The 25,281-nt window shown below is 73.2% G+C and carries 23 protein-coding genes; 17 read left to right on the top strand and 6 right to left on the bottom strand.

From position 1 onward, the window contains the following. Window positions 1-4: 4 nt before the first annotated feature. Window positions 5-739, bottom strand: coding sequence for a FadR/GntR family transcriptional regulator (locus tag ACGH7X_RS08025; RefSeq protein WP_399883021.1), 735 nt, complete (start codon window positions 737-739; stop codon window positions 5-7). 74 nt (window positions 740-813) lie between these two features. On the opposite strand from ACGH7X_RS08025, the gene glnA4 reads away from it, so the two are divergent. The 4 genes from glnA4 to ACGH7X_RS08005 are packed head-to-tail and all read left to right on the top strand — an operon-like array spanning window position 814 to window position 5,462. After that, the gene (glnA4, locus tag ACGH7X_RS08020) at window positions 814-2,178 is read left to right on the top strand and encodes a gamma-glutamylethanolamide synthetase GlnA4 (protein WP_399883019.1); all 1,365 of its coding nucleotides are present in this window, start codon (window positions 814-816) and stop codon (window positions 2,176-2,178) included. 7 nt (window positions 2,179-2,185) lie between these two features. Further along, on the top strand, window positions 2,186-3,616 hold the full coding sequence (locus ACGH7X_RS08015; protein ID WP_399883017.1) for an aldehyde dehydrogenase family protein: 1,431 nt from the start codon (window positions 2,186-2,188) through the stop codon (window positions 3,614-3,616). A 6-nt stretch (window positions 3,617-3,622) separates the two neighbouring features. Continuing rightward, the gene (locus tag ACGH7X_RS08010; protein WP_399883015.1) at window positions 3,623-4,405 is read left to right on the top strand and encodes a 3-oxoacyl-ACP reductase; all 783 of its coding nucleotides are present in this window, start codon (window positions 3,623-3,625) and stop codon (window positions 4,403-4,405) included. Window positions 4,406-4,442: 37 nt separating this feature from the next. Continuing rightward, entirely contained in the window at window positions 4,443-5,462 is a 1,020-nt protein-coding gene (locus tag ACGH7X_RS08005; protein ID WP_399896846.1) for a DUF2510 domain-containing protein, read from the top strand. A gap of 27 nt (window positions 5,463-5,489) precedes the next feature. On the opposite strand, the gene ACGH7X_RS08000 is transcribed toward ACGH7X_RS08005, so the two are convergent. Beyond that, window positions 5,490-6,692 carry an amino acid deaminase/aldolase gene (locus ACGH7X_RS08000; protein WP_399883013.1) on the bottom strand — a complete coding sequence of 401 codons (1,203 nt, stop codon included), beginning with the start codon at window positions 6,690-6,692 and terminating at the stop codon, window positions 5,490-5,492. Between the two features lie 871 nt (window positions 6,693-7,563). On the opposite strand from ACGH7X_RS08000, the gene ACGH7X_RS07995 reads away from it, so the two are divergent. Further along, complete coding sequence (locus ACGH7X_RS07995) at window positions 7,564-9,048, top strand: hypothetical protein (RefSeq protein WP_399883011.1); 1,485 nt, start codon at window positions 7,564-7,566, stop codon at window positions 9,046-9,048. Beyond that, complete coding sequence (mycP, locus tag ACGH7X_RS07990; protein WP_399883009.1) at window positions 9,045-10,226, top strand: type VII secretion-associated serine protease mycosin; 1,182 nt, start codon at window positions 9,045-9,047, stop codon at window positions 10,224-10,226. The genes ACGH7X_RS07995 and mycP overlap by 4 nt, the downstream gene beginning before the upstream one ends. A 75-nt stretch (window positions 10,227-10,301) precedes the next feature. On the opposite strand, the gene ACGH7X_RS07985 is transcribed toward mycP, so the two are convergent. Next, window positions 10,302-11,270 carry a serine hydrolase gene (locus ACGH7X_RS07985; RefSeq protein ID WP_399883007.1) on the bottom strand — a complete coding sequence of 323 codons (969 nt, stop codon included), beginning with the start codon at window positions 11,268-11,270 and terminating at the stop codon, window positions 10,302-10,304. A 117-nt stretch (window positions 11,271-11,387) separates the two neighbouring features. Here ACGH7X_RS07985 and ACGH7X_RS07980 point away from each other — a divergent pair, with 117 nt between their 5' ends. Beyond that, window positions 11,388-12,137, top strand: a complete 750-nt coding sequence (locus ACGH7X_RS07980; RefSeq protein ID WP_399883005.1) for an SseB family protein — start codon at window positions 11,388-11,390, stop codon at window positions 12,135-12,137. Here ACGH7X_RS07980 and ACGH7X_RS07975 read toward each other — a convergent pair. After that, on the bottom strand, window positions 12,128-12,493 hold the full coding sequence (locus ACGH7X_RS07975; RefSeq protein WP_399883003.1) for a DUF1844 domain-containing protein: 366 nt from the start codon (window positions 12,491-12,493) through the stop codon (window positions 12,128-12,130). The genes ACGH7X_RS07980 and ACGH7X_RS07975 overlap by 10 nt on opposite strands. 384 nt (window positions 12,494-12,877) lie before the next feature. On the opposite strand from ACGH7X_RS07975, the gene infC reads away from it, so the two are divergent. The 9 genes from infC (at window position 12,878) to ACGH7X_RS07930 (ending at window position 22,774) form a co-directional block, all read left to right on the top strand. After that, window positions 12,878-13,531, top strand: a complete 654-nt coding sequence (infC, locus tag ACGH7X_RS07970) for a translation initiation factor IF-3 (RefSeq protein WP_399896843.1) — start codon at window positions 12,878-12,880, stop codon at window positions 13,529-13,531. Window positions 13,532-13,643: 112 nt separating this feature from the next. Next, window positions 13,644-13,838, top strand: coding sequence for a 50S ribosomal protein L35 (rpmI, locus tag ACGH7X_RS07965; RefSeq protein ID WP_007829094.1), 195 nt, complete (start codon window positions 13,644-13,646; stop codon window positions 13,836-13,838). 96 nt (window positions 13,839-13,934) lie between these two features. Beyond that, complete coding sequence (rplT, locus tag ACGH7X_RS07960; RefSeq protein WP_003977226.1) at window positions 13,935-14,318, top strand: 50S ribosomal protein L20; 384 nt, start codon at window positions 13,935-13,937, stop codon at window positions 14,316-14,318. Window positions 14,319-14,525: 207 nt separating this feature from the next. Continuing rightward, window positions 14,526-15,374 carry a TrmH family RNA methyltransferase gene (locus ACGH7X_RS07955; RefSeq protein WP_399883001.1) on the top strand — a complete coding sequence of 283 codons (849 nt, stop codon included), beginning with the start codon at window positions 14,526-14,528 and terminating at the stop codon, window positions 15,372-15,374. Between the two features lie 50 nt (window positions 15,375-15,424). Continuing rightward, window positions 15,425-16,564: an ATP-binding protein gene (locus ACGH7X_RS07950; protein WP_399882999.1), complete on the top strand. Its 1,140-nt coding sequence runs from the start codon at window positions 15,425-15,427 to the stop codon at window positions 16,562-16,564. A 222-nt stretch (window positions 16,565-16,786) separates the two neighbouring features. After that, complete coding sequence (pheS, locus tag ACGH7X_RS07945) at window positions 16,787-17,908, top strand: phenylalanine--tRNA ligase subunit alpha (RefSeq protein ID WP_399882997.1); 1,122 nt, start codon at window positions 16,787-16,789, stop codon at window positions 17,906-17,908. Continuing rightward, window positions 17,908-20,430 carry a phenylalanine--tRNA ligase subunit beta gene (gene pheT, locus ACGH7X_RS07940; protein ID WP_399882995.1) on the top strand — a complete coding sequence of 841 codons (2,523 nt, stop codon included), beginning with the start codon at window positions 17,908-17,910 and terminating at the stop codon, window positions 20,428-20,430. The genes pheS and pheT overlap by 1 nt, the downstream gene beginning before the upstream one ends. A gap of 343 nt (window positions 20,431-20,773) precedes the next feature. Beyond that, window positions 20,774-22,114, top strand: a complete 1,341-nt coding sequence (locus tag ACGH7X_RS07935; RefSeq protein WP_399882993.1) for a transcriptional regulator — start codon at window positions 20,774-20,776, stop codon at window positions 22,112-22,114. 117 nt (window positions 22,115-22,231) lie between these two features. After that, window positions 22,232-22,774, top strand: a complete 543-nt coding sequence (locus ACGH7X_RS07930; RefSeq protein ID WP_399882992.1) for an NUDIX hydrolase — start codon at window positions 22,232-22,234, stop codon at window positions 22,772-22,774. On the opposite strand, the gene ACGH7X_RS07925 is transcribed toward ACGH7X_RS07930, so the two are convergent. Then, window positions 22,765-23,637: a 3-hydroxybutyryl-CoA dehydrogenase gene (locus tag ACGH7X_RS07925; protein WP_399882990.1), complete on the bottom strand. Its 873-nt coding sequence runs from the start codon at window positions 23,635-23,637 to the stop codon at window positions 22,765-22,767. The two genes, ACGH7X_RS07930 and ACGH7X_RS07925, sit on opposite strands and share 10 nt — an antisense overlap. A 176-nt stretch (window positions 23,638-23,813) precedes the next feature. Between ACGH7X_RS07925 and ACGH7X_RS07920 the strand changes: the two genes are divergently transcribed. After that, the gene (locus ACGH7X_RS07920; protein WP_399882988.1) at window positions 23,814-25,055 is read left to right on the top strand and encodes a glycoside hydrolase family 10 protein; all 1,242 of its coding nucleotides are present in this window, start codon (window positions 23,814-23,816) and stop codon (window positions 25,053-25,055) included. 31 nt (window positions 25,056-25,086) lie between these two features. On the opposite strand, the gene ACGH7X_RS07915 is transcribed toward ACGH7X_RS07920, so the two are convergent. Then, a complete protein-coding gene (locus ACGH7X_RS07915) occupies window positions 25,087-25,281 on the bottom strand; it encodes a DUF1918 domain-containing protein (protein WP_399882986.1) in 195 nt (64 codons plus the stop codon).

Below are 25,281 nucleotides of genomic sequence, written 5' to 3'. Positions count from 1 at the left end.
ACGTTCACGCCAGGAACCCGCGCAGCAGCGCCGCCGTCCCCGCGCAGTGTTCCCGCGTGATCTCCCGCGCCCCGTCCGCGTCCCCGTCGAGCACCGCCTCCACCAGCGCGGCGTGCTGGCGCTGGGAGTGCTCCAGGTTGCGCACCAGCAGCGGAATGCAGTCCAGCAGGTCGTTGAGGGTGGCGCGGACGGCCACGTACTGCGCCGCGAGGGCCGATGAGCCGCACAGCTCCGCCAGCGTGAGGTGCAGCCTCGTGTCCAGCCGCCGGTACTCCGGCAGCGGCGCGTCCCGCGTGCCGGCCAGCGCCTCGCGCAAGCGGGCCGCCTCCACGTCCGTCAGCCCGTGCGCCGCGCACAGCCCGGCCGCGCCCACCTCCAGCACCTCCCGGAAGCGCAGCACGTCCTCGATGTCGACCCCGGCCACCCGGCGCCGCAGCTCGTCCTCGCCGCCCGCGTCCGCGCGGGGCAGCACGAACGTTCCGCCGTACCGGCCGCGTCGCGCCCGGACCAGCCCCTGGTCCTGGAGCACCCGCAGTACCTCGCGCAGCGTCACCCGGCTGATCCCCAGCCGCTCCGCCAGCTCCCGCTCGGCCGGCAGCCGCTCGCCCCCCGACACCAGGCCCAGCCTGACGACCTGGAGGATCTGCTCCAGCGCCTCCTCGAAACCGTTGCCGGCCCGCACCGGTCGCAGCACCGGCGCCAGCCGGTCCGTCACACTCCCGCCGGATTCCTCCCGCACGCGGCCGCGCCCCCTTCCCAAGCAAAGGTTCCCGGCCATACCTTATGGCTCCCGGCCAGAAGGAGGCTCTCCCCGTGGCAGACCGCACACCCCCGCTCGGGGTCGAGGAACTGCACGCCCTCGTCGCCGCCGGTGACATCGACACCGTCGTCCTGGCCTTCCCCGACATGCAGGGGCGCCTCCAGGGCAAGCGGTTCGCCGCGCGCTTCTTCCTCGACGAGGTCCTGGCACACGGCACCGAGGGCTGCAACTACCTCCTCGCCGTCGACGCAGACATGAACACCGTCGACGGCTACGCGATGTCCTCCTGGGACCGCGGCTACGGCGACTTCGCCATGCACACCGACCCGGCGACCCTGCGCCGACTGCCCTGGAACGAGGGCACCGCCATGGTCGTCGCCGACCTCGCCTGGGAGGACGGCTCACCGGTGCTCGCCGCGCCCCGCCAGATCCTGCGCCGCCAGCTGGAGCGGCTCGCCGGGCTCGGGTACACCGCGCAGGTCGGCACCGAGCTGGAGTTCATCGTCTTCCGGGACACCTACGAACACGCCTGGGACGCGAACTACCGCGGCCTGACCCCGGCCAACCAGTACAACGTCGACTACTCCGTGCTCGGCACCGGCCGCGTCGAACCCCTGCTGCGCCGCATCCGCAACGAGATGGCCGGCGCCGGCCTCACCGTCGAGTCCGCCAAGGGCGAGTGCAACCCCGGCCAGCACGAGATCGCCTTCCGCTACGACGAGGCCCTGGTCACCTGTGACCAGCACGCGGTCTACAAGACCGGCGCCAAGGAGATCGCCGCCCAGGAGGGCATGTCCCTCACCTTCATGGCCAAGTACAACGAGCTGGAGGGCAACTCCTGCCACATCCACCTCTCCCTCGCCGACGCCGACGGCGACAGCGTCATGGCCGGCGACGGAGAGCGCGGCATGTCCGAGGTCATGCGTCACTTCCTCGCCGGGCAGCTCGTGGCGCTGCGCGAGTTCTCCCTCCTCTACGCGCCGCACATCAACTCCTACAAGCGCTTCCAGCCCGGCTCCTTCGCCCCGACCGCGGTCGCCTGGGGACACGACAACCGCACCTGCGCCCTGCGCGTGGTCGGCCACGGCCGTTCCCTGCGCTTCGAGAACCGGCTCCCCGGCGGCGACGTCAACCCGTACCTCGCGGTGGCCGGCATGGTCGCGGCTGGACTGCACGGCGTCGAGCAGCGCCTGGAACTGCCCGAACCGTGCCCGGGCAACGCCTACACCGCCGACTTCGCCCACGTCCCCACCACCCTGCGCGAGGCCGCTGAGCTGTGGGAGAACAGCGCCCTCGCCAAGGCCGCCTTCGGGGACGAGGTCGTCGCCCACTACCGCAACATGGCGCGGGTCGAACTGGACGCCTTCGACGCCGCCGTCACGGACTGGGAGCTGCGCCGCTCCTTCGAACGCATGTGAGGCACCGTTGTCCGACCTGTTCGCCTTGTCCGACGTCTCCGCCGAACCGCCCGACGAGCTACGGGTACTGAACCCCGCCACCGAAGAGGTCCTCGCCACCGTCCCCGCCGCCTCCGCGGCCGACGTCGACGCCGCCGTCGCACGGGCCGCGCGGGCGCAGACCACCTGGGCCGCCCTCGCCCCCGGCGACCGGGCCCGGCTGCTGCGCCGTTTCGCCGGCGCCGTCGACGAACACCTGGAGGAACTGGCCCGGCTCGAGGTCCGCGAGGCCGGTCACACCATCGGCAACGCCCGCTGGGAGGCCGGCAACGTCCGCGACCTGCTCGACTACGCCGCCGGGGGAGTGGAGCGGCTCACCGGACGCCAGATCCCGGTGCCCGGCGGCCTGGACGTCACGATCCTCGAACCGCTCGGCGTCGTCGGTGTCATCGCCCCCTGGAACTTCCCGATGCCGATCGCCGCCTGGGGCACCGCACCCGCCCTGGCCGCGGGCAACGCGGTCCTCCTCAAGCCCGCCGAGACGACCCCGCTGACCGCGCTGCGGCTGGCCGAACTCGCCCTGTCCGCCGGGCTTCCCGAAGGCCTCTTCCAGGTGCTGCCGGGACACGGGCCCGTCACGGGCGACGCGCTGGTCGAGCACCCGGGCGTGGCGAAGATCGTGTTCACGGGGTCGGCGAAGGTGGGCCGGCGGGTCGCCGCCAAGGGCGCCGCGCTCCTCAAGCCCGTCACCCTCGAACTCGGCGGCAAGAGCCCCAACATCGTCTTCGCCGACGCCGACATCGAGGCCGCCGCGGCCGCCACACCCATGTCCTTCCTCGACAACTCCGGCCAGGACTGCTGCGCCCGCACCCGCATCCTCGTGCAGCGCACGGTGTACGACCGCTTCCTCGCCCTCCTCGCCCCCGCGATCGAGTCCGTCCGCGTCGGCGACCCGGCCGACGAGAGCACCGAGATGGGCCCCCTCATCTCCCGCGCCCAACTGGACCGCGTCCGCTCCTACGTCCCCGCCGGCGCCGACGGCATCCGCGGCAAGGCCCCCGAGGGCGGCCCCGGCTACTGGTACCCGCCGACCGTCCTCACCGGCGTCGACGCGCACGCGCGCGTGGCCGTCGAGGAGGTCTTCGGGCCCGTCGCCGTCGTCCTGCCCTTCGAGGACGAGGCCGACGCGATCCGCCTGGCCAACGCCACCGACTACGGCCTGTCCGGCTCGCTGTGGACCCGGGACGTGGGCCGCGCCCTGCGCGTGTCGGGCGCGGTGCGCGCCGGGAACCTGTCCGTCAACTCCCACGCCAGCGTCCGCTACTGGACACCGTTCGGCGGGTTCAAGCAGTCCGGCCTCGGCCGCGAACTCGGCCCGGACGCGCTGACCGCCTTCACCGAGACCAAGAACGTCTTCATCAGCCATGACAGCAACGTCTCGCCGAGCACGGAGGCCTAGCCACCCATGACCGAGGACATCATCTGCCGCCGTCTGGTCGGCCGCACCGCCGTCGTCACCGGAGCGGGCAGCGGCATCGGCCTCGCCACCGCACGACGCCTGGCCTCGGAGGGCGCCCACGTCGTCTGCGCGGACGTGGACGAGGCCCGGGGCAAGGCGGCGGCCGAGGAGAGCGGCGGGACCTTCGTCAAGGCCGACGTCACCGACCCCGAGCAGGTCGAATCGCTGTTCCGGGCGGCGTACGACACCTACGGCAGCGTCGACGTCGCCTTCAACAACGCCGGCATCTCGCCGCCCGACGACGACTCCATCCTGGAGACGGGCCTGGAGGCGTGGAAGCGCGTCCAGGAGGTCAACCTCACCTCCGTCTACCTGTGCTGCAAGGCCGCCATCCCCTACATGCGGCGCCAGGGCCGGGGGTCCATCATCAACACCGCGTCCTTCGTGGCCCGGATGGGCGCGGCCACCTCGCAGATCTCGTACACCGCCTCCAAGGGCGGCGTCCTCGCCATGTCCCGGGAGCTGGGCGTGCAGTTCGCCCGGGAGGGCATCCGCGTCAACGCGCTGTGCCCCGGCCCGGTCAACACCCCGCTCCTGCGGGAACTGTTCGCCAAGGACCCGGAACGGGCCGCGCGCCGCCTCGTCCACATCCCCCTCGGACGCTTCGCCGAGGCCGCGGAGATCGCCGCCGCCGTCGCCTTCCTGGCCAGCGACGACTCCTCCTTCGTCAACGCCACCGACTTCCTGGTGGACGGCGGGATCTCCGGGGCGTACGTCACACCGCTGTAGCCGGCCGCGTGCGGCGTTTTAAGGTGCCGGGATGAGCATGACGCCACCGCCCGGCTGGTACCGCGACCCGTCGGCCCCGCACCAGGAGCGGTGGTGGGACGGCACGGCCTGGACGGAGCACCGGCGCGCCCTCGAGACCGCCGGGTACGGCCCGGCCGTGGGCCAGGTCCCGCAGCCGTGGCAGCAGCAGGCCCATCAGGTGCAGCCGGGCCAGCCGTCGCAGCCGTCGACCGTGCCGCTGTCCACGGGCGGCGGACCCGGTGGCGGCGGACCGGGTGTCGGCGGGCGCGGGAAGGCCGTCGCCCTCACCGCCGCCGGGGCCGTGCTGGTCGCCGCCGTCGTCACCGGCGTGTTCGTCCTGGGCGAGGACGAAGGCGGCGACCCCGGGGCCCAGGCTCCGCCGGTCACGGCGACCGCCACCGACCCCGCCCCGGTGAGCGACCCGCCCTCCCCCTCACCGAGCCCCTCCGAACCCTCCGCCGACGATCCGGCCGTGGTCGAGGACCAGCTGAACGGCATCACCTTCCCGCTGCCGGACGGCTGGGTCCTGCCCAAGCACGTCGCCGAGGACGACGTCATGATGACCACGGACGGCACCTACGACTGCCCCGCCGACGGCAGCGTGTGCCGGCACGGCCTCGTCGTCTCCCGCACCGTCACGGCGAACGCCGAGTCCTCCCCGAAGACCCTCGCCCGCCAGGACATCGAGGACGCGGCCGACGACGCCTACGACCGCGACCTGATCGGCAACAAGCCCTTCGGCGGCATCGAGTCCCACAAGGAGGTGGCGTCCGGTCCCGTCGCGGTCGCCGGACGCGCCGGGTACTACGTGCGCTGGCGGGTGACGACCGCCGAGGGGCCCGGCGGCTACGTGCAGTCGCTGGTGTTCCCCTCCACCGTCGGCACCGAGTCCCCGATCCTCGTCCGCTACGTCTTCGACGCGGGCGAGGACGGACCGCCGCTCGCCGACATGGACCGGATCACCAAGGGCATCCGGCCCGTCGGCGACGCGGCCACGGGCGGCGGCGTGGGCAGCGGCATCGGCCCGACGAGCTGAGCCACGGGCCCGAGCCGAGGGCCCGAGCTACAGGAAGGTGTGCCCCTCGCCCCGGTAGGTCGGCACCGTCGCTGTCACCGCGTCCCCCTCCACCAGGTGCAGCGCGTCGAAGCGCTCGCACAGCTCACCGGCCTTGGCGTGCCGGAACCACACCTTGTCGCCGATGAGCAGGTCGTCGGCGGGCGAGCCCAGCAGCGGCGTCTGGACCTCGCCGGGGCCCTCCTGGGGGTCGTAGCGCAGCCCTTCGGGCAGATACGGCACCGGCAGCCGGTCGGCGCCTGCCGCGCCCGAGGCCGGGTAGCCGCCGCCGAGCACGGTCACGACGCCGACTCCCGGCCGCCGTACCACGGGCTGCGCGAACAGCGCCGCCGGACGGCCGCTGAACGACGTGTAGTTGTCGAAGAGCCGCGGTACGTACAGCCCGGACCCGGCGGCGATCTCGGTGACCGCGTCCTCGGCGGCGGTGTGCTGCACACTGCCCGTCCCACCGCCGTTGACGAACTCCAGGCCGGGCACCACGGCCCGGACCGCCCGCACGACCGCGGCCCGCCGCTCGGCGAGTTCCCGGCGGGCGGCGGCCTGCATCAGCCGCACCGCCCGCGACCGCACCGGCCGGCCGGCCACCGCGTCCCCGACCCCGGCGACATGGCCCTCGTACGCCATGATGCCGACGACCTCGAACCCCGGCCGTCGCGCCACCGCCCGGGCCAGGTCGGCGACCTCGGCGGGGGAGTGCAGCGGGGAGCGACGGGCGCCGACCCGCACCCGTCCGCCGAGCAGCCTGAGCGAGGTGTCCAACTCCAGGCAGACCCGCACGACTTCCCGGCCGCCGTCGCGGGCCGCGTCGATGAGGCTCAGCTGCGCCGGGTCGTCGATCATCACGGTCACGGCGGAGGCGAGCTTGGGGTCGGCGGTCAGCTCGGCGTACCCGGCGCGGTCGGCCGACGGATAGGCGAGCAGCACGTCCTCGAAACCGGAGCGCGCCAGCCACAGCGACTCGGCCAGCGTGAAGGACATGACGCCCGCGAAACCGTCCCGTGCCAGAGCCCGTTCCAGCAGCGCACGGCAGCGTACGGACTTGCTGGCGACCCGGATCGGCTTGCCGCCGGCCCGGCGGACCAGGTCGTCCGCGTTGGCGTCGAAGGCCTCCAGGTCCACGATCGCCACGGGGGCGTCCAGATGGGCGGTGGCCCCGTCGTAACGGGCCCGGTCGGCGGCGCGCGCAGTCATGGACGCAGCCTGCCAGACAGGATTACCGCAGGGTAGGGGGACGTTCCGGGCCAATGCCACGCGCGCGCGGACTGGTTCCCCCTCGGGCGGGGTCACGCCGTAGAGTGACGCGCACGCACGGCGGGCCCGACCCCGGCGGCAGGGCCCGGAGCCCGCGCCGGGATGGCGGTCCTCCCGCGCGGGTATGCGTGCCCGGGACGGATCGTTCCGCGCCGGGCCGGGGCAGGGGACCACATCACCGGCCCGCGTCGGAGAAACGGGCCGGGCCCGAGGAAACGGGGGGTGCATGAGCACGGAAGCGCGCCGCGCCTCCCTCCCCCCGCACCCCGAGACCCCACCCCGCCCGGACACCCCACCCAGCCCGGAGTCCACGCCGGGTACGGCACCCTCTCCCCGCCCGGAGTCCACACCGGGTACGGCTCCCTCTCCCCGCCCGGCATCCACGCCGGGTACGGCTCCCTCTCCCCGCCCGGAGACACCGCCCCGCCCGACGACCCCGCCTCGGCCAGGTACCCCGCCCCGCACGGGGTCCGCGCCGGGCGCCGGCGGGTTTCCCGGCCCGGTGGCGCCGCCCCGTCCGGAGACCGCGCCGCCCCCGGAGACCGCGTCGCTCCCGGGCGCTCCGTTCGGTCCGGGGCCTCTGTCTCGGCCGGAGTCCGCGTGGGGTGCCGATGGTTTTCCCGCTCCCGCGATACCGCCCCGTTCGGCGACACCGCCGCCTCGCCCGGAGAACCCGCCGGGTACCGGTACCCCGCTCCGCCCGGAGTCTGCACGGGGCACGGACTCCGTGACCGGCTCCGGTGGCGCTCCCCGTCCGGCGGCCCCGCGTGGTCCAGAGTCCGCGCCGGGGCCCGGCGACACGCCCCGTCCGGTGACCCCGGCCCGCCCGGAGGTGCCGTCGGGTACCGGCACCCCGCCCCGGCCCGGTGTCCCGCCCCGGCCGGCAGAGGCGCCGGACGGGCGTGCGGGTGACCCGGACGTTCCGTACGCGGAGTTCCGGGGACGCGCCGACGCGCCCTTCCGCGAGGGCGCCACGGGCCGCCGTACGGCGACGGGCGAGGGGCGCGTGGACGTGCCCGCCTCCTCGGACAACCGTCGGGAGGACCGCGCCGACGACTCCGGAGCCCGGCCCCGCAACCCGCGCTTCCGGCTCGGCGACTCGGGGTCCACCGACGACGCGGCCCCGCCGCCCCGTGCCTCCGCCCGATTCCCCGACACCTCGCCGACCGTCGGCCGTGAGGCCCCGGGCGGAAGCGGGAGGCCGCAGACGCCGCCCCACCGCGCCGGCGTTCCCGCGGAGACCCCGACGGAGACCACCACCCGCCTGCGCCCGATCCCGGCGGAACCGGAACCGGCACCGCAACCGGCGCCGGAGGCCGCACTCGCCGCGGAAACGGCAGCGGGATCTCGGACGGAACTCCGCACGCCACGACCGGCAGCCACTCCGTCCCCCGGCCCGGCGGAGCGCTCCGCGGCCGCCGCCGGCCCCGACCCCGCCTTCTCCTGGAACACCCCGGCACCCCCCGGCGAGGGGCGGCCCCGGGTCTCGTTCGGGGAGCCCGAGGGATACGACGGGTCTGCCCGGCCGCGCCGGCTCGGCGGGCGTCCGCGGCCCCGGGCCGTCGCCGCGGCCGTCTGCCTCGTGCTCGGGGTGGGACTCCTCACCGGAGCCGTCACCGGCAGCTGGCTCGCCGGGGACTCCGGGGACGAGGGCGCTCGCAGCGCGTTCACCGAGGCCGGGGACCTGTGGCACAGCGTGCCCGTGGACCAGCTGTTCCCGCCCACCGTCGAGGGCAAGGGTGCGGGACCCGGCGGAGCCGACCGCACCTGGACGCGGGTCGCCGTCGCCCCGGACGGCGAATGCGCCGGCGCCTTCGACCGGCTGCTGGCCAAGGTGCTCGACCCGGTCGGCTGCTCGCGCCTGCTCCGCGCCACGTACACCGACGCCACCCAGAGCCACGTCACCACCGTCGGCCTGCTCTTCACCAAGGCCGACGCCGCCGCCATGACCGCGCTGGCGGGCCGCTTCGAGAAGGAGGGCCTGGGCCGCCGGGCCGACCTCATGCCACTGCCGTACGCGGCCAAGGACACCGTCGCCGCTGACTTCGGCGCACGGCAGCGGGCCTCGTGGACCGTCTCCGTGCTCACCGACGCCCCCGTCGTCGTCTACGCCGTCTCCGGCTGGGCCGACGGCCGCACCGTCGACGAGCCCGAGCCGGCCGAGGAGGCCACCGAGTCCGGCGCCACGTCGGCCCCCGCCCAGGCCGGCCTCGGCCACGAGGCGCAGGGCCTCGCCGACCGCGTCGAACGCGCCCTGCGCAAGAACGTCGGCCCGGCCACGGAGCACCCCTCGTGAACGCCCACCGCACCCGCCGGGCAGGCGGCACCCTGAGCCTGTTCCTCGCCGCCGCCCTCGTCCTCGTCCCGGCACCCGCCGCGCACGCCGACGGCATCCGCGCCCAGCAGTGGGCCCTGGACGCCATGCACACCGAGGACGCGTGGCGCACCACCAAGGGCGCCGGCGTCACCGTCGCCGTCCTGGACACCGGCGTCGAGGCCGACCACCCGGACCTGGCCGGCAACGTCCTCACCGGCAAGGACCTGGTCGGCTTCGGCGCGAGCGAGGGCGACCGCGCGTGGGCCCGGCACGGCACCGCCATGGCCGGGATCATCGCCGGTCACGGACACGGCGCAGGCGACACCGACGGCGTCATGGGCATCGCCCCGGAGGCGAGGATCCTGCCCCTGCGCGTGATCCTGGAGGACGGCGACCCCTCCCGCGCCAAGGCCCGCAAGACCCGCGGCAACGCCCTGGCCGAGGGCATCCGCTGGGCCACCGACCACGGCGCCGACATCATCAACCTCTCCCTCGGCGACGACTCGGCCTCCGCCCACCCCGAACCCGCCGAGGACGAGGCGATCCAGTACGCCCTGAAGAAGGGCGTGGTCGTCGTCGCCTCGGCCGGCAACGGCGGCGAGAAGGGCGACCACATCTCCTACCCGGCCGCCTACCCGGGCGTCATCGCCGCGACCGCCGTCGACCGCTACGGCACCCGCGCCTCCTTCTCCACCCGCCGCTGGTACGCCACGGTCAGCGCCCCCGGCGTCGACGTGATCATCGCCGACCCCGACCACCGCTACTACGAGGGCTGGGGCACCAGCGCCGCCTCCGCCTTCGTCTCCGGGGCCGCGGCCCTCGTGAAGGCCGCCCACCCGGACCTCACCCCGGCCCAGGTCAAGGCCCTGCTGGAGGACTCCGCGCGCAACGCCCCCGCCGAGGGCCGCGACGACTCCCGCGGCTTCGGCTTCGTCGACCCCGCGGCAGCCATCGAGGCGGCCGGACGGCTGAAGCCGGAGGGCCTGAACGCGGCGGCGTACGGCGACGAGTACTTCGGCTCAGGACCGGACGCCCCCGCGTCCGAGGACGCGACCTCGGCCTGGGCGGCTCCGCTGGCCGGCGGCGCGGGCGGCGTCCTGGTGGTCGCGGCCGTGGTCCTGTGGCGGGGCCGCCGCGAACGCCACGAAGACTTCTGACTCCGCTCGCCCCATCGCACCCGTCGCCCCTGTCGGTGATCGCGCCCGTCGCCTCCGTCGGTGATCGCGGCCCCCTCAGCCCTCCTCGGAGGCGTGCCCCTCGTCCTTGAACACGGCCACCGCCGCCCGCGCAGCCGCCTCGGTCAGCGCGACGCCCTCCGCCTGCGTGCCGCTGCCCCGCGACACCACCGCCACCAGGTAGCCGTGGCCGCCGGACTCCACCCGCCCGATGCTGTTGACGACCCACAGTCCGGTGGTGCTGCGCCGCAGCCAGCCGTTCTTCAGCGCCCACGCCGTACCGCCGGTCCCGTCGGCCGCCGCCGACACACCCCACCGCTGATCGTCGGCGATCCGCCCCATCAGGCCCCGCACATACGCCCGCGAGGCCTCGCTCAGCTCCGAGTCGTCCGCCACGAACACCTGCCGCAGCAGCGCGACCTGGTCGGCGGCCGTGGTCTGGGTCAGCCCCCACAGCGGGCCGTCGCCGCCCGCGGTTCCCGTCAGCCCGAAGCGTTCGTTCGCGGCGTCGAGCCCGTCGGCCGTCCCGATCGCCCGCCACAGCGCCGACGCCGAGTCGTTGTCGCTGTTCTCGATCATCGCGACGGCGTACGTCTTCTCCTCGGCGGTCAGCGAACGCCCCGCGTCCTGCGCCCCGAGCAGCAGCGCCGCCAGGATGTCGACCTTGACGATGCTCGCCGTGTCGAAGGCGCCCGTGCCGTACGAGGCGCTCTCGCCGGAGTCGGGATCGAGTACCGCCAACGAGACCTCGGCGCCGTCCGCCACGTCCACCGAGGCCATGGCCGCCGTCAGCCGCTCGTCACGGTCCACCACCGGCTCGACCGTCTCCGCCTCCACCGATGCCTCCCCGCCCGAAGGTGCCGAGGCCGACGACGATACGGCGCCACCCGCACCGGGGCGCGCGTGGCCCTGCCAGTACACGGCGCCGGTGGCCGTGGCGCCCACGACGGCGAACGCGATCAGGGCGGACCACACCGGGATGCGCCGCTGATCGCGCCGGTGCCGCCGGGCTCTGGAGGACTCCATGGCGGCGATGGTTCAGGCGGTTGCTGTGCGGGGCGTTGGACGGAGGTTAAATCCTGGTCAGAGCTCCCTGAGAGGCCGGTGAGGAGCGGCGTCCGCACCCCGATAGGGTCGGGGACCGTGGCGAACAAGAACATTCCCGACTCCGCCTTCTTCGACGACGACGGCTCCGCCGACCCCGGGCTGAGCGCGGCGCTCGCCGCCTGGGCCCAGGACCGCACCGCCGTGGCCCCCGTGCTGGAGGCGCTCAAGGGCGCCCGGCTGCTCGTGCCCGTCGTCGCCGTACTCGGCGAAGTGGAGGAGGACGAGAAGGGACTGCGCCGCGAGAAGAGCAGTGACATGGCCGTACCGACCCTGAAGGCCGGCGACCGCACCGCGCTGCCCGCCTTCACGTCCACCGAGTCGCTCGCCCGCTGGGACCCGGGGGCCCGCCCCGTCGCCGTACCCGTGCACCAGGCGTTGCAGGCCGCCGCGCACGAGAAGGCCGACACCGTCGTACTGGACCTGGCCGGACCGGTGCCGTTCGAGCTGACCGGAGCGGTGCTGCTGGCGCTGGCCGAGGGGCGTACGACGACCGACCCGCTCGCGGACCCGGCCGTCGCCGAGGCCGTACGCACCGCCCTGGCCGCCGAGCCCGCCGTGCTCCGGGGACACCTCGGGCCGGGCCGGGCCGACGGCACCCTGGCCCTCGTCCTCGACCCGGGGGCCGACGCGGCGACGGCCGCCCGCGCCGTCGCCGAGCGGCTGGCCGCCGACGACACACTGAGGGCCCGCCTGGTGCGCGGCCTCGACCTGGCACTGCTGCCGGCCGGGGCGACGCCGCCGGGCGAGCCCTTGTACGTGCGGGGACGGCTCCCGGATCAGCCGTAGATCGCGCCCGTGTACTTCTCGCCCGGGCCCTGGCCCGGCTCGTCCGGGACGAGCGAGGCCTCGCGGAAGGCGAGCTGGAGCGACTTCAGACCGTCGCGCAGCGGCGCGGCGTGGAACGAGCTGATCTCGGTCGCGGTCGCGTCCAGCAGACCGGCCAGCGCGTGCACCAGCTTGCGGGCCTCGTCCAGGTCCTTGTGCTCGTCGCCCTCCTCGGTCAGGCCCAGCTTCACGGCGGCGGCGCTCATCAGATTGACGGCGACCGTCACGATCACCTCGACCGCGGGGACCTCGGCGATGTCGCGGGTCATGGCGTCGAAGTCGGGATTCGCCGGGGATTCAGCAGGGGTCTCACTCATGCCGCACACGATAGGCGCAGCGGGCGGTCCGGCCCCACTCGGTCTCGGTTAGCCCTTCCCCTGCCGAGCTGCTAACCTTGTGTAACGACCGGTCGGACACGCACGCCCACGGCAGCGGATCCGGCCCACAAGTGGAGGCTTTCGAACTCCCACCTGGCCGTCCTCCGGACGGCGGGTCACCGGTCAGGCGGTCCCGTCCCAGCGGCGGCGACCAGCCCGAATCGCGCCCCGCGGCCATCGCGGCGGTGCTCCGGTAGTAGTTCGAGGAGCCCCGCCTGTGATCGTCCGGGGCATTTTTCATGCGCCGGCGCGGTTAGGTCTATCGAACACAGACGTTACGCGGCTGTCCGCCAGACCGTCGCGTGGTGCTACCGAGGAGGATCCATCAGCGCCGAGCCCCGCATCAACGACCGGATTCGCGTTCCCGAGGTGCGACTTGTCGGTCCCAGCGGCGAGCAGGTCGGGATTGTCCCGCTTGCCAAGGCCCTGGAGCTTGCGCAGGAGTACGACCTCGATCTCGTCGAGGTCGCGGCGAACGCCCGTCCGCCCGTGTGCAAGCTCATGGACTACGGGAAGTTCAAGTACGAGTCGGCCATGAAGGCCCGTGAGGCGCGCAAGAACCAGGCGCACACGGTCATCAAGGAGATGAAGCTCCGGCCGAAGATCGACCCGCACGACTATGACACCAAGAAGGGTCACGTCGTCCGGTTCCTCAAGCAGGGCGACAAGGTCAAGATCACGATCATGTTCCGTGGTCGCGAGCAGTCCCGGCCGGAGCTCGGCTACCGACTGCTGCAGCGTCTCGCGGAGGACGTCCAGGACCTCGGCTTCATCGAGTCGAATCCGAAGCAGGACGGCCGGAACATGATCATGGTCCTCGGTCCGCACAAGAAGAAGACCGAGGCGATGGCCGAGGCCCGCCAGGCGCAGGAAGCCCGCAAGGCGGACGCGAAGGCCAACCCCGGCAAGTCGCAGAACGCCGCGGAGTCCGACGAAGAGGTCGCCGAGGCTCAGGCCGAGGCTCCCGCCGACGCGTGACCCCGGGGGACGCAAGTCCCCAGGACACAAACCGATACCAGTTCGACGCTCCAACCGTGCCCGGTTTCACGACCGGGCACCGGAGCGCCACCGACGAGGAGAGAACGGCGCTATGCCGAAGAACAAGTCGCACAGCGGTGCCAGCAAGCGCTTCAAGGTCACCGGCTCCGGCAAGGTGCTCCGTGAGCGCGCCGGCAAGCGCCACCTGCTCGAGCACAAGTCGTCGCGCCTGACGCGTCGCCTCACCGGCAACGCCGAGATGGCCCCGGGCGACGCCAAGAAGATCAAGAAGCTTCTCGGCAAGTGACGTACGGGCGCCACTGAGCGTCGTACGGCAGGACCGGGACCCAATCGATACCGGGCCGCGTGAGGACCACCGCGGCCCCGCTACAAGGAGTTAAAAGTGGCACGCGTCAAGCGGGCAGTCAACGCCCACAAGAAGCGCCGGGCGATCCTCGAGCAGGCCTCCGGCTACCGCGGTCAGCGTTCGCGCCTGTACCGCAAGGCCAAGGAGCAGGTCACCCACTCGCTGGTCTACAACTACAACGACCGCAAGAAGCGCAAGGGTGACTTCCGCCAGCTGTGGATCCAGCGCATCAACGCCGCTGCCCGCGCCAACGGCATCACGTACAACCGCTTCATCCAGGGCCTGAAGGCCGCCAACGTCGAGGTCGACCGCAAGATCCTCGCCGAGCTGGCCGTCAACGACCCGAACGCGTTCGCCGCGCTCGTCGAGGTCGCGCAGAAGGCACTGCCGAGCGATGTGAACGCGCCGAAGGCGGCGTGACGCTGCGCCGGCTCGAGCCGTAGTTGAAGGGACCCGCAGGCTGTGAGCCTGCGGGTCCCTTCGGTTGCCGCCCGACCGGTCCGGTCTCGGCTGCGGGCTCCTTGTGGCTGGTCGCGCCCACGCGGCGGAGCCGCACATAGATGCAGCCCCGCGCCCCTTTGGGGCGCGTTGCAGTCCACGACGATTCAGATGTGAAGGTGAGAAAGAGTGCGTCCTGCCAGCCCCGAGCTGATCTCCCCCCGTTCTCCCCGTGTCGCCGCCGCGCGGCGGCTGGGGAAGCGGAACTTCCGGGGGAAGGAGCGGCTGTTCCTGGCCGAGGGGCCGCAGGCCGTGCGGGAGGCGGCGGGGTTCGGGGAGACGCTGGTCGAGTTGTTCGCCACCGTCGAGGCCGCGGAGCGGTACGCCGACATCGTCGGGGCCGCCTGTGACGTCGGCGCCCGGGTGCACCTCGCCGCCGACTCGGTGATCGAGGACATCTCCACCACCGTCACCCCGCAGGGACTGGTCGGGGTCTGCCGGTTCCTGGACACGCCGTTCGAGGAGATCCTCGCCGCCCGGCCCAAGCTCGTCGCCGTCCTCGCCCACGTCCGGGACCCCGGCAACGCCGGGACCGTGCTGCGCTGCGCCGACGCCGCCGGCGCCGAGGCGGTGGTGCTCACCGACGCCTCCGTCGACCTGTACAACCCCAAGGCCGTGCGCGCCTCCGTCGGTTCCCTGTTCCACCTGCCGGTCGCCGTCGGCGTACCCGTGGAACGGGCCGTCTCCGGACTGCGGGACGCCGGTGTCCGGGTGCTCGCCGCCGACGGCGCGGGCCAGGACGACCTGGACGCCGAGCTGGACGCCGGCACCATGGGCGGCCCCACCGCCTGGGTGTTCGGCAACGAGGCGTGGGGGCTCCCGCAGGAGACCCGCACCCTCACCGACGCCGTTGTGCGCGTCCCCATCCACGGGAAGGCCGAGAGTCTGAACCTCGCGACCGCCGCCGCCGTATGTCTCTACGCGTCGGCGCGTGCACAGCGCGCCGCCGGAGGGTGCCGCTGCGTCACCGAGGCCTAGTAGGGTGACCAGCTCAAGGCCCCTGCGCGGTTGAGAGGTGGGGTACGGGGATGAGCGTCGGCACGAGCAGCGCACCGGGTGCGCGTCAGACGCCGCGACCGCCCGCGCCCCGCACGCCCGGCGATCTCGCCGACCTCGGCATCGACCCGGACCAGCTGCCCGACGGCCTGGTCGTCGCGGACGAGCACGGACGCGTCGTCTGCTTCAACGCCGCCGCGGCCCGCATCACCGCGACCCCCGCCGCCCAGGCCCTCGGACAGCCCCTGGAGCAGGCCCTGCCCCTGGAGGACCTGGAGAGCCGGCGCTGGTGGCAGCTGACCGATCCGTACGGCGGGCTCGCCATCCGCGTCGGCCAGCCCGAGCGCAACCTCCTGCTCCCCGGCGGCCGGGAGGTCCTCGTCGCCGCCCGCTACGTCCGTACGCGGCCCACCGGCCCCGTCCACCGCGTCGTCGTCACCCTGCGCGACACCGAGGCCCGCCGCCGTACCGAGCGCAGCCACGCCGAGCTGATCGCCACCGTCGCGCACGAACTGCGCTCGCCCCTCACCTCCGTCAAGGGCTTCACGGCCACGCTGCTGGCCAAGTGGGAGCGGTTCACCGACGACCAGAAGCGGCTGATGCTGGAGACGGTCGACGCGGACGCCGACCGGGTCACCCGCCTCATCGCCGAGCTGCTGGACATCTCCCGGATCGACTCGGGCCGCCTGGAGGTGCGCCGCCAGCCCGTCGACATCGGCGCCGCCGTCGGCCGCCACATCCAGGCCTACGTCGCCGCCGGCCAGGAGGCCGACCGTTTCCTGCTCCGCATCGCCCAGCCGCTGCCCGATCTGTGGGCCGACCCCGACAAGGTCGACCAGGTGCTGAGCAACCTGCTGGAAAATGCCGTGCGGCACGGCGAGGGAACCGTCACCATTGACGTCACGCCCGCGGCGTCCCCCCGCGAAGGGGAGGACACAGCCACGTCGGTCACGGTGAGCGACGAAGGGGCCGGCATCCCGGAGGAGTCCATGAACCGCGTCTTCACCCGCTTCTGGCGGGGCAGCAAGCGCGGTGGCACCGGCCTCGGGCTCTACATCGTCAAGGGCATCGTCGAGGCCCACGGCGGCACCATCACGGTCGGCCGCGCCCCCGGCGGCGGCGCCGAGTTCCGATTTACGTTGCCCGTGGCGGCCCCGGCCTACCTGGCCTGAGCACCGCGGGCGCATTCACCTTCCTCCACCCCGTTAGACTCGGCCTCTGGCACCTTTGTGTCCCGCAGACGAAGACGCCCAGACGAAGACGCCCAGACGGAGACGATTCGTCACGGAGGCGCCGCGTCGCACGGACGCTTCGTCCACGAGCCGGTGACGGGGACCATCAGCATGGGGCACCTCCCAGCGATAGCTGGGGGACAATCGGAAGCACGGGAAGAGATGTCGGCACCGAATAAGTCGTACGACCCTGTCGAGGTCGAGGCGTTGAAACCGGAAGAGATCGAGCGCATGCGGGACGAGGCGCTCGCCGCCTTCGCCGCCGCGGACTCCCTCGACGGGCTCCAGGAGGCCAAGGTCGCCCACACCGGCGGCACCTCCCCGTTGGCGCTGGCCAACCGCGAGATCGGCGCCCTGCCCCCGCAGGCCAAGGCCGAGGCCGGCAAGCGCGTCGGCATGGCCCGCGGCGCGGTGAACAAGGCGCTGGCCGCCCGACAGGAGGAGCTGGAGGCCGAGCGCGACGCGCGCGTCCTGGTCGAGGAGGCCGTGGACGTCACACTGCCCTACGACCGCGTACCGGCCGGCGCCCGCCACCCCCTCACCACGCTCTCCGAGCGCATCGAGGACATCTTCGTGGCCATGGGCTACGAGGTCGCCGAGGGCCCCGAGGCCGAGGCGGAGTGGTTCAACTTCGACGCCCTCAACATCGGCCCGGACCACCCCGCCCGCGGCGAGGCCGACACCTTCTTCGTAGAGGGCCCGAAGGGCGGCACCGAGTCGGGCGTCGTGCTGCGCACCCACACCTCGCCCGTGCAGATCCGCTCCGCGCTCTCCCGCGAGCTGCCGGTCTACGTGATCTGCCCCGGCCGGGTGTACCGCACCGACGAGCTGGACGCCACGCACACCCCCGTCTTCCACCAGGTCGAGCTGCTCGCCGTGGACGAGGGCCTGACCATGGCCGACCTCAAGGGCACCCTGGACCACATGGTCCAGTCGCTGTTCGGCGCGGAGATGAAGACCCGGCTGCGGCCGAACTTCTTCCCCTTCACCGAGCCGTCCGCCGAGATGGACATGCTCTGCTACGTCTGCAAGGGCGCGTCCGTCGGCAACCCCGACCGCCCCTGTCGCACCTGCTCCAGCGAGGGCTGGATCGAGCTGGGCGGCTGCGGCATGGTCAACCCGCGGGTGCTGACCGCCTGCGGCATCGACCCGGAGAAGTACAGCGGCTTCGCCTTCGGGTTCGGCATCGAGCGGATGCTGATGTTCCGCCACAACGTCGAGGACATGCGAGACATGGTCGAGGGTGACGTCCGGTTCACCCGGCCGTTCGGGATGGAGATCTGATGCGGGTCCCGCTTTCCTGGCTGCGGGAGTACGTCGACCTGCCGGCCACCGAGACCGGCCGCGACGTGCAGGCCAAGCTGATTTCGGCAGGACTCGAGGTCGAGACCGTCGAGCACCTGGGCGCCGACCTCAAGGGCCCCCTCGTCGTCGGCCGGGTGCTGACCATCGAGGAACTGGAGGGCTTCAAGAAGCCGATCCGCTTCTGCACCGTCGACGTCGGACAGGCCAACGGCACGGGTGAGCCGCAGGAGATCGTCTGCGGCGCCCGGAACTTCGCCGTCGGCGACAAGGTCGTCGTGGTCCTCCCCGGCGCCACCCTGCCCGGCGGCTTCTCGATCAGCGCCCGCAAGACCTACGGCAAGACGTCCCACGGCATGATCTGCTCCGGCGACGAGCTGGGCATGGGCGACGACGGCACGCACGGCATCATCGTGCTGCCGCCGGAGACCGAGGTCGGCAAGGACGCCATCGAGCTGCTCGAGCTGGTCGACGAGGTCCTGGACATCGCCGTCACCGCCAACCGCGGCGACTGCCTGTCCATCCGCGGCGTCGCCCGCGAGGCCGCCATCGCCTACGGCCTGCCGCTGCGCGACCCGGCCCTGCTCGACGTGCCGGGCCCGAACGCGTACGGCTACCCGGTGAAGATCGCCGACCCCACCGGCTGCGACCGCTTCACCGCCCGCACGGTGACCGGCCTCAGCGCCGAGGCGCGCTCCCCGATCTGGCTCCAGCGCCGGCTCCAGAAGGTCGGCATGCGCTCGATCTCGCTCGCCGTCGACGTCACCAACTACGTGATGATGGAGCTGGGCCAGCCGCTGCACGCCTACGACCGCGGACTGGTCCAGGGCACCATCGGCGTGCGCCGGGCCGAGGAGGGCGAGAAGATCGTCACCCTCGACGGGACCGAGCGCAAGCTGCACGCCGAGGACCTGGTCATCACGGACGACCGGGGCCCGATCGGGCTCGCCGGCGTCATGGGCGGCGCGAACACCGAGATCGCGGATCACGGTGCCGCCGAGAACGGGGGGACCGCGACCACCGACGTGGTGATCGAGGCCGCCCACTTCAACCAGGTGGCCATCGCGCGCACCGCCCGCCGCCACAAGCTGTCCTCGGAGGCCTCCCGCCGCTTCGAGCGCGGCGTCGACCCGCAGGCCGCCGCCGCTGCCGCGCAGCGGACCGTCGACCTGCTCGTGCTGCTCGCGGGCGGCACCGCCGAGGCCGGCGTCACCGAGATCAGCGCCCCGTCCGCACCGCACACGATCAGCGTCCCGGCCGACCACCCGGACAAGGTCGCGGGCGTCGCCTACGGCCGCGAGACCGTGGTACGCCGCCTCCAGGAGGTCGGCTGCGACGTCTACGGCCAGGACGAACTGCTCGTCACCGTGCCGTCCTGGCGGCCCGACCTCACCGACCCGAACGACCTGGCCGAAGAGGTCATCCGCCTGGAGGGCTACGAGAACCTGCCCTCCACGCTGCCCCGCCCCCCGGCGGGCCGCGGCCTGACCCCCCGCCAGCGGCTGCACCGCCGGGTCGGCCGGGCACTGGCCGGGGCCGGTTACGTCGAGGCGCTGAACTACCCGTTCGTCGGCGAGCAGGTCTTCGACCAGCTCGGTCTCGACGCCGACGACCCGGCCCGCCGTGTCGTCAAGCTGGTCAACCCGCTCAGCGACGAGGAGCCCGCGCTGCGGACCTCGCTGCTGCCGGGGCTGCTCGGTGCGCTGCGCCGCAACGACGGCCGGGGCGCGCACGACCTGGCGCTCTTCGAGACCGGCCTGGTCTTCCTCCCGCGTGACGAGCAGCGGGTCGCCGCGAACCTGCCCGTGGACCGGCGTCCCGACGCGGACGACCTCGCCGCGCTGGACGCCGCGCTGCCCGACCAGCCCCGGCACGTCGCGGTGGTCCTGGCCGGCGCCCGCGAGCAGGCCGGCTGGTGGGGCAAGGGCCGTCCGGGCGACTGGGCCGACGCGGTCGAGGCCGCCCGGACCGTCGCCCGCGAGGCCGGTGCCGAACTGGCCACCCGCAAGGGCCAGTACGGCCCCTGGCACCCGGGCCGCTGCGCCGAGCTGACGGTCACCGTGGACGGCGAGGACAAGGTCGTCGGGCACGCGGGTGAGCTGCACCCGCGGGTCCTGAAGACGCTGGGTCTGCCCGCGCGCACCTGCGCGATGGAGCTGGACCTCGACGCCGTGGAGCGGGTCGGCGACGACACCCCGCAGGCGCCGGGCATCTCCACGTTCCCGGTCGCCACGCAGGATGTCGCCCTGGTGGTCGACGCGTTCGTCCCGGCGGCCGACGTCGAGGCCGCGCTGCGCGAGGGCGCGGGTGAACTGCTGGAGTCCATCCGGCTGTTCGACGTCTACGACAACGCCGAGCAGCTCGGTGAGGGGCGCAGGTCCCTGGCGTACGCGCTGCGCTTTCGCGCGGGGGACCGGACGCTGACGGTCGACGAGGCGTCGGCCGCCCGCGACGCCGCGGTCGCCCTCGCGGGCGAGCGGGTGGGAGCGGCGCTCCGGAGCTGACGGTTCGCCCAGGGGCGTGGGGCTTGTGCCGATCGGCGGCCGCGGACAGTTGGTGGCTGGTCGCGCAGTTCACCGCGCCCCTGGGTACGTCATCGCCCGGCCGGCGACCGTCCGCCCGCCACGGAGTGTCGGGCAGGCAGCTGGGCGGACGGTGTGAACACGGGCCGCCGCACTGTACGAGGGGGAGCCGGCGGCCCGGCCGGCCTCTTTCGAGGCAGCTCAGTCAACCGGTCCGGAACTCTCCGCGACAGTGCGCACACGCTGCGGATGCGCGTACTCCGTTCACACCCCGTGTGAAGGCCGACACACTACGCTGTCGGCACCGATTCACCGGGGGGCACCCATGCAGCCCAACACCCTGCTCGACGCGATCCTGGACGAGGCCGGGATCTCGCACGCGGGACTGGCGGCGCACGTCAACCAGGCGGGGCGGGCCCGTGGGCTCGCACTGAGGTACGAACACACCGCCGTCGCGCGGTGGTTGAAGGGGCAGCGGCCACGCGGCCAGGTGCCCGACCTGATCTGCGAGGTCCTCGCGTCCCGGCTGCACCGCCCCGTCACCCTCGACGACATCGGCCTCGGCGTGCCCGGCGAACCCGCCGCACCGCACACCGGCTCGCTGTCCGGGTTCGTGGAGCGGGCGACCGCCCTGTGGCGCTCCGACCAGCAGCAGCGCCCGCACATCCTCGGCGCCCCCGCGCTCACCGGCACGCCCGCCGTGATGCCGGTGTGGGAGTGGGAGAACCCGCCCGAGGACGTGGACGTCTCCCGCGGCGGCCGGCACCGGGTCACCGCGGCGGACCTGGAGATGATCCGCTGCGCGCGCGCCCACTACGAGCAGATGTACCGCAAGGCCGGCGGCATGGCGACCCGCGCCCGCATCGTCGGCTTCCTCAACTCCGAGGCCGCCCCGATGCTGCGCGGCAGCTACACCGATGCCACCGGACGGCAGCTGCACCGGGCCACCGGGGGCCTGGTGGCCGTCGCCGGGATCTGCGCCTACGACTCCGACGCGCACGGCCTCGCACAGCGCTACTTCCACCAGGCGCTCCGGCTCGCGAAGGCCAGCGGCGACCGGGGGCTCGGCGCCTACGTCATCGCGCTGCTGGTCAACCAGGCACTGTTCATGCGGGAGTACCGGCAGGCCGTCGCCTTCGCCGAGGCCGCGCTGCGCGCCGCGGGACGGCACATCACCCCGGCGCTCGCCTCCGACCTGTACGCGATGCAGGCCAAGGCGTACGCGCACCTCGGTGACGGCACCGGCGCCCTGTCCTGCATCCGGCGGGCGGAGCAGGCCGCCGAGCGGATCCGGCGCGGGTACGAGCCCGACGAGACCGGCTATGTCCAGCCCGGCCTGGTCAACGTCCAGGTCGCCGAAGCCCTGCTCAGCCTCGGTGAACTCGCGGCGGCCGGGGAGCACGCCGCCGCGGCCGTCGACAACCCGGCGCACGACCGGGGCCGCGTGCACCGACTCGCCATGCTCAGCACGATCGAACTGCGCCAGGGCCATGCCGACAAGGCGGTGGCCACCGCCGTGCGGATGGCCGAGCAGGCCCGGGGCATGGAGTCCCAGCGCCTGCGCGACAGACTGCGCGCGGTGCGCGAGCACCTGGTGAGCAACGGGTGTGCGGGCACGGCCGAGGCCGCCGAACTCATCGACGGGGCCCTGCGCGTACCACTGTGACCCGCCCGTCCCTCTGAGCCCCGCGCCCACCACTGCACCGTGAGCGGCCGCCGTGCGCCTGCTGCCGGGACGTCGCTGCTGCGATATTGCCACCTACTCAAGGAAGGTGGCAGAACCGTGCAGTGGACGAAACAGAGCGAACAAAATGTGTACTCAAATCGCTGGTTCAGCGTCAATCTCGCCGATGTCGAGCTACCGGACGGCCGACATCTCGACCACTTCCTGATACGCATGCGCCCCGTGGCCGTGGCCACGGTCGTCAACGAGGCGGGCGAGGTCCTCCTGCTGTGGCGGCACCGTTTCATCACCGACAGCTGGGGCTGGGAACTCGCGGCCGGCGTCGTCGAGGACGGCGAGGACGTCGCGGTGGCGGCCGCCAGGGAGCTGGAGGAGGAGACCGGCTGGCGGCCCGGACCCCTGCACCACCTCATGAGCGTCGAGCCGTCCAACGGACTCACCGACGCCCGGCACCACGTCTACTGGAGCGACGAGGGCACCTACGTCGGACACCCCGTGGACGACTTCGAGTCGGACCGCAGGGAATGGGTCCCCCTCAAACTCGTCCCCGACCTCGTCGCCCGCGGGGAGGTCCCGGCCGCCAACATGGCGGCCGCGCTCCTCCTGCTGCACCACCTCAGGCTCGGGCGTGATCAGCCGTAGGAGTAGAACCCCGAGCCGCTCTTGCGGCCCAGGCGGCCCGCGTCGACCATGCGCTGGAGCAGCGGGGGAGCGGCGTACAGCGGTTCCTTGTACTCCTCGTACATCGAGTACGCCACCGAGGCGACCGTGTCCAGGCCGATCAGGTCGGTCAGCTTCAGCGGCCCCATCGGGTGGGCGCAGCCCATCTCCATGCCGTTGTCGATGTCCTCGCGGCTGGCGATGCCCGACTCGAACATCCGGATCGCGGAGAGCAGGTAGGGGATCAGCAGCGCGTTCACCACGAAGCCGGAGCGGTCCTGGGCGCGGATGGCGTGCTTGCCGAGCACCTTCTCGGTGAACAGCTGCGCCCGGCTGAGCGTGCCCTCGGAGGTGGTGAGCGCCGGGATCAGCTCGACCAGCTGCTGCACCGGGGCCGGGTTGAAGAAGTGGACGCCGATGACGTGGTCGGGCCGCGAGGTGGCGACCGCCAGCTTCACCAGCGGGATCGAGGAGGTGTTGGAGGCCAGGATCGCGTCCGGGCGGGTCACGACCTGGTCGAGCACCTGGAAGATCTCGGTCTTGACCTGCTCGTTCTCGACGACGGCCTCGATCACCAGATCACGGTCGGCGAACTCGCCGAGGTCGGTGGTGAAGCTGAGGCGCGCCTGCGTCGCGTCCCGCTCCTCCTCGGTGATCTTGCCGCGCTCGGCGGCCTTGGTCAGCGAGTTGTACAGCCGGGTACGGCCGATCTCCAGAGCCTCGCCCGTGGTCTCGGCGACCATCACCTCCAGACCGGAGCGGGCGCACACCTCGGCGATGCCCGCCCCCATCTGACCGCAGCCCACCACGCCGACGCGTGCGATATCTCCCGAGATGCCGGTCACATCGTCCCTTTCGCTGACTTCACGGCTTGCGGCAGGTGCGCCGGGGTCCCCGGCGTCTGCTCCGATCGAGCACGTTACCTCCGAATGGTCACGGATCCGTCCCCCGGGTCGGGCATGCTGTGGGCCCGTACACGATCCGTGACCGTGCGGATCCGCAGCGTTCAGGAGGACTTCCCATGGGCCGTGTCTCGCGCCGTGCCTTCACGGTGGCGGCGTTGTCGGCGTTCACGACGGCGCCCCGGGCGTCGGCGGCCCCAGGACCCGCGAAGCCGCCGCCCGCGCGCAGTGCCGCCGCCGGGATGCGGGGCATGTGGCTGGCCACCGTGGCCAACCGCGACTGGCCCACCCGCGCGGGGCTGCGGGCGTCCGAGCAGCGCGCGGAGCTGATCGAGCACCTCGACAACGCGGTCCGGCACCGCCTCAACACGGTGTTCCTCCAGGTGCGGCCGTCGGCCGACGCGCTGTGGCCCTCGGCGTACGAGCCGTGGTCGCAGTACCTGTCCGGCAGTCAGGGCCGCGACCCGGGCTGGGACCCGCTGGGCACGGCGGTGAAGGAGGCCCACGCCCGCGGCCTGGAGCTGCACGCCTGGTTCAACCCGTACCGCGTCGCCGCGCACGACGACCCGGCCCGCCTGGTCTCCTCGCACCCGGCGCGCAAGAACCCCGGCTGGGTGGTGCCGTACGGCGGGCAGCTCTACTACAACCCCGGGCTGCCCGAGGTCCGGGCCTTCGTGCAGGACGCGATGATGGACGCGGTCGCGAAGTACGCGGTGGACGGGGTCCACTTCGACGACTACTTCTACCCCTATCCGGTGGCGGGCCGGAGCTTCGACGACGGCGGCACCTACGGCACGTTCGGCACCGGCTTCGCCACGAAGGCCGCCTGGCGGCGGGACAACGTCGACCGGCTGGTGCGCGAGACCGCGGAGCGCGTCAAGAAGGTCCGGCCGGCCGCCCGGTTCGGCGTCAGCCCGTTCGGTGTGTGGCGCAACGCGGCCACCGACGAGCGCGGCTCGGACACCCGGGCGGGCGTGCAGACGTACGACGACCTGTACGCGGACACCCGCAAGTGGGTGCGCGAGGGCTGGCTCGACTACGTCGTGCCCCAGCTGTACTGGAACATCGGCCTGGAGGCCGCCGACTACGCGAAGCTGCTGCCCTGGTGGGCCGAGGTGGCCAGGGGCAGCCGCACCCACCTGTACGTGGGGGAGGCGCTGTACAAGGCGGGGGACCCGGCGCAGCCCGCCGCCTGGCAGGACCCCGCCGAGCTGTCCCGCCACCTCACGCTGGCCGCGCGCCACCCCGAGGTCCGCGGACACGTCTTCTTCTCCGCGAAGGACGTCGCCGAGGACCCCGGCGGCGCGATGGCGCGGGTGGCCGCCGACCACTACTCGCAGCCGGCCACCGTCCCGCGCTGAACCGCTCCCTCATGGGGCGACGGCCACCGGACTACCGCCGCGTCCGACCGTGCCGGATCTCCGAGTCGGGGCCGGGCGAGCACACAGCTTCGTGCCCGTCCTCGAACCGGACCCGGTACGGGGGAGTGCCCCGCTCACCCATGACTTCGACGATCTCCGCGACCTTGTCGTGTTCACCGACCACCCGTCCGTGCTGGACCAGCTGGTCGCCCTTGGCTGCGTGCAT

Origin of the sequence: Streptomyces sp. BBFR51 (genome assembly GCF_044591655.1) — a bacterium.
Taxonomy (GTDB): Bacteria; Actinomycetota; Actinomycetes; order Streptomycetales; family Streptomycetaceae; genus Streptomyces.
The sequence above is the reverse complement of the archived record's forward strand: the minus strand, read 5'-3'. Positions and strand labels throughout refer to the sequence as shown.

What these genes read in the sequence shown, in the direction of transcription:
- ACGH7X_RS08010 (WP_399883015.1), top strand. Translation starts at nt 3,623, where the DNA reads ATGACCGAGGACATCATCTGCCGCCGTCTGGTCGGCCGCACCGCCGTC.
- ACGH7X_RS08005 (WP_399896846.1), top strand. Translation starts at nt 4,443, where the DNA reads ATGACGCCACCGCCCGGCTGGTACCGCGACCCGTCGGCCCCGCACCAG.
- ACGH7X_RS08000 (WP_399883013.1), bottom strand. Translation starts at nt 6,692, where the DNA reads ATGACTGCGCGCGCCGCCGACCGGGCCCGTTACGACGGGGCCACCGCC.
- ACGH7X_RS07985 (WP_399883007.1), bottom strand. Translation starts at nt 11,270, where the DNA reads ATGGAGTCCTCCAGAGCCCGGCGGCACCGGCGCGATCAGCGGCGCATC.
- ACGH7X_RS07975 (WP_399883003.1), bottom strand. Translation starts at nt 12,493, where the DNA reads ATGAGTGAGACCCCTGCTGAATCCCCGGCGAATCCCGACTTCGACGCC.
- rpmI (WP_007829094.1), top strand. Translation starts at nt 13,644, where the DNA reads ATGCCGAAGAACAAGTCGCACAGCGGTGCCAGCAAGCGCTTCAAGGTC.
- ACGH7X_RS07950 (WP_399882999.1), top strand. Translation starts at nt 15,425, where the DNA reads ATGAGCGTCGGCACGAGCAGCGCACCGGGTGCGCGTCAGACGCCGCGA.
- pheS (WP_399882997.1), top strand. Translation starts at nt 16,787, where the DNA reads ATGTCGGCACCGAATAAGTCGTACGACCCTGTCGAGGTCGAGGCGTTG.
- pheT (WP_399882995.1), top strand. Translation starts at nt 17,908, where the DNA reads ATGCGGGTCCCGCTTTCCTGGCTGCGGGAGTACGTCGACCTGCCGGCC.
- ACGH7X_RS07935 (WP_399882993.1), top strand. Translation starts at nt 20,774, where the DNA reads ATGCAGCCCAACACCCTGCTCGACGCGATCCTGGACGAGGCCGGGATC.
- ACGH7X_RS07920 (WP_399882988.1), top strand. Translation starts at nt 23,814, where the DNA reads ATGGGCCGTGTCTCGCGCCGTGCCTTCACGGTGGCGGCGTTGTCGGCG.
- ACGH7X_RS07915 (WP_399882986.1), bottom strand. Translation starts at nt 25,281, where the DNA reads ATGCACGCAGCCAAGGGCGACCAGCTGGTCCAGCACGGACGGGTGGTC.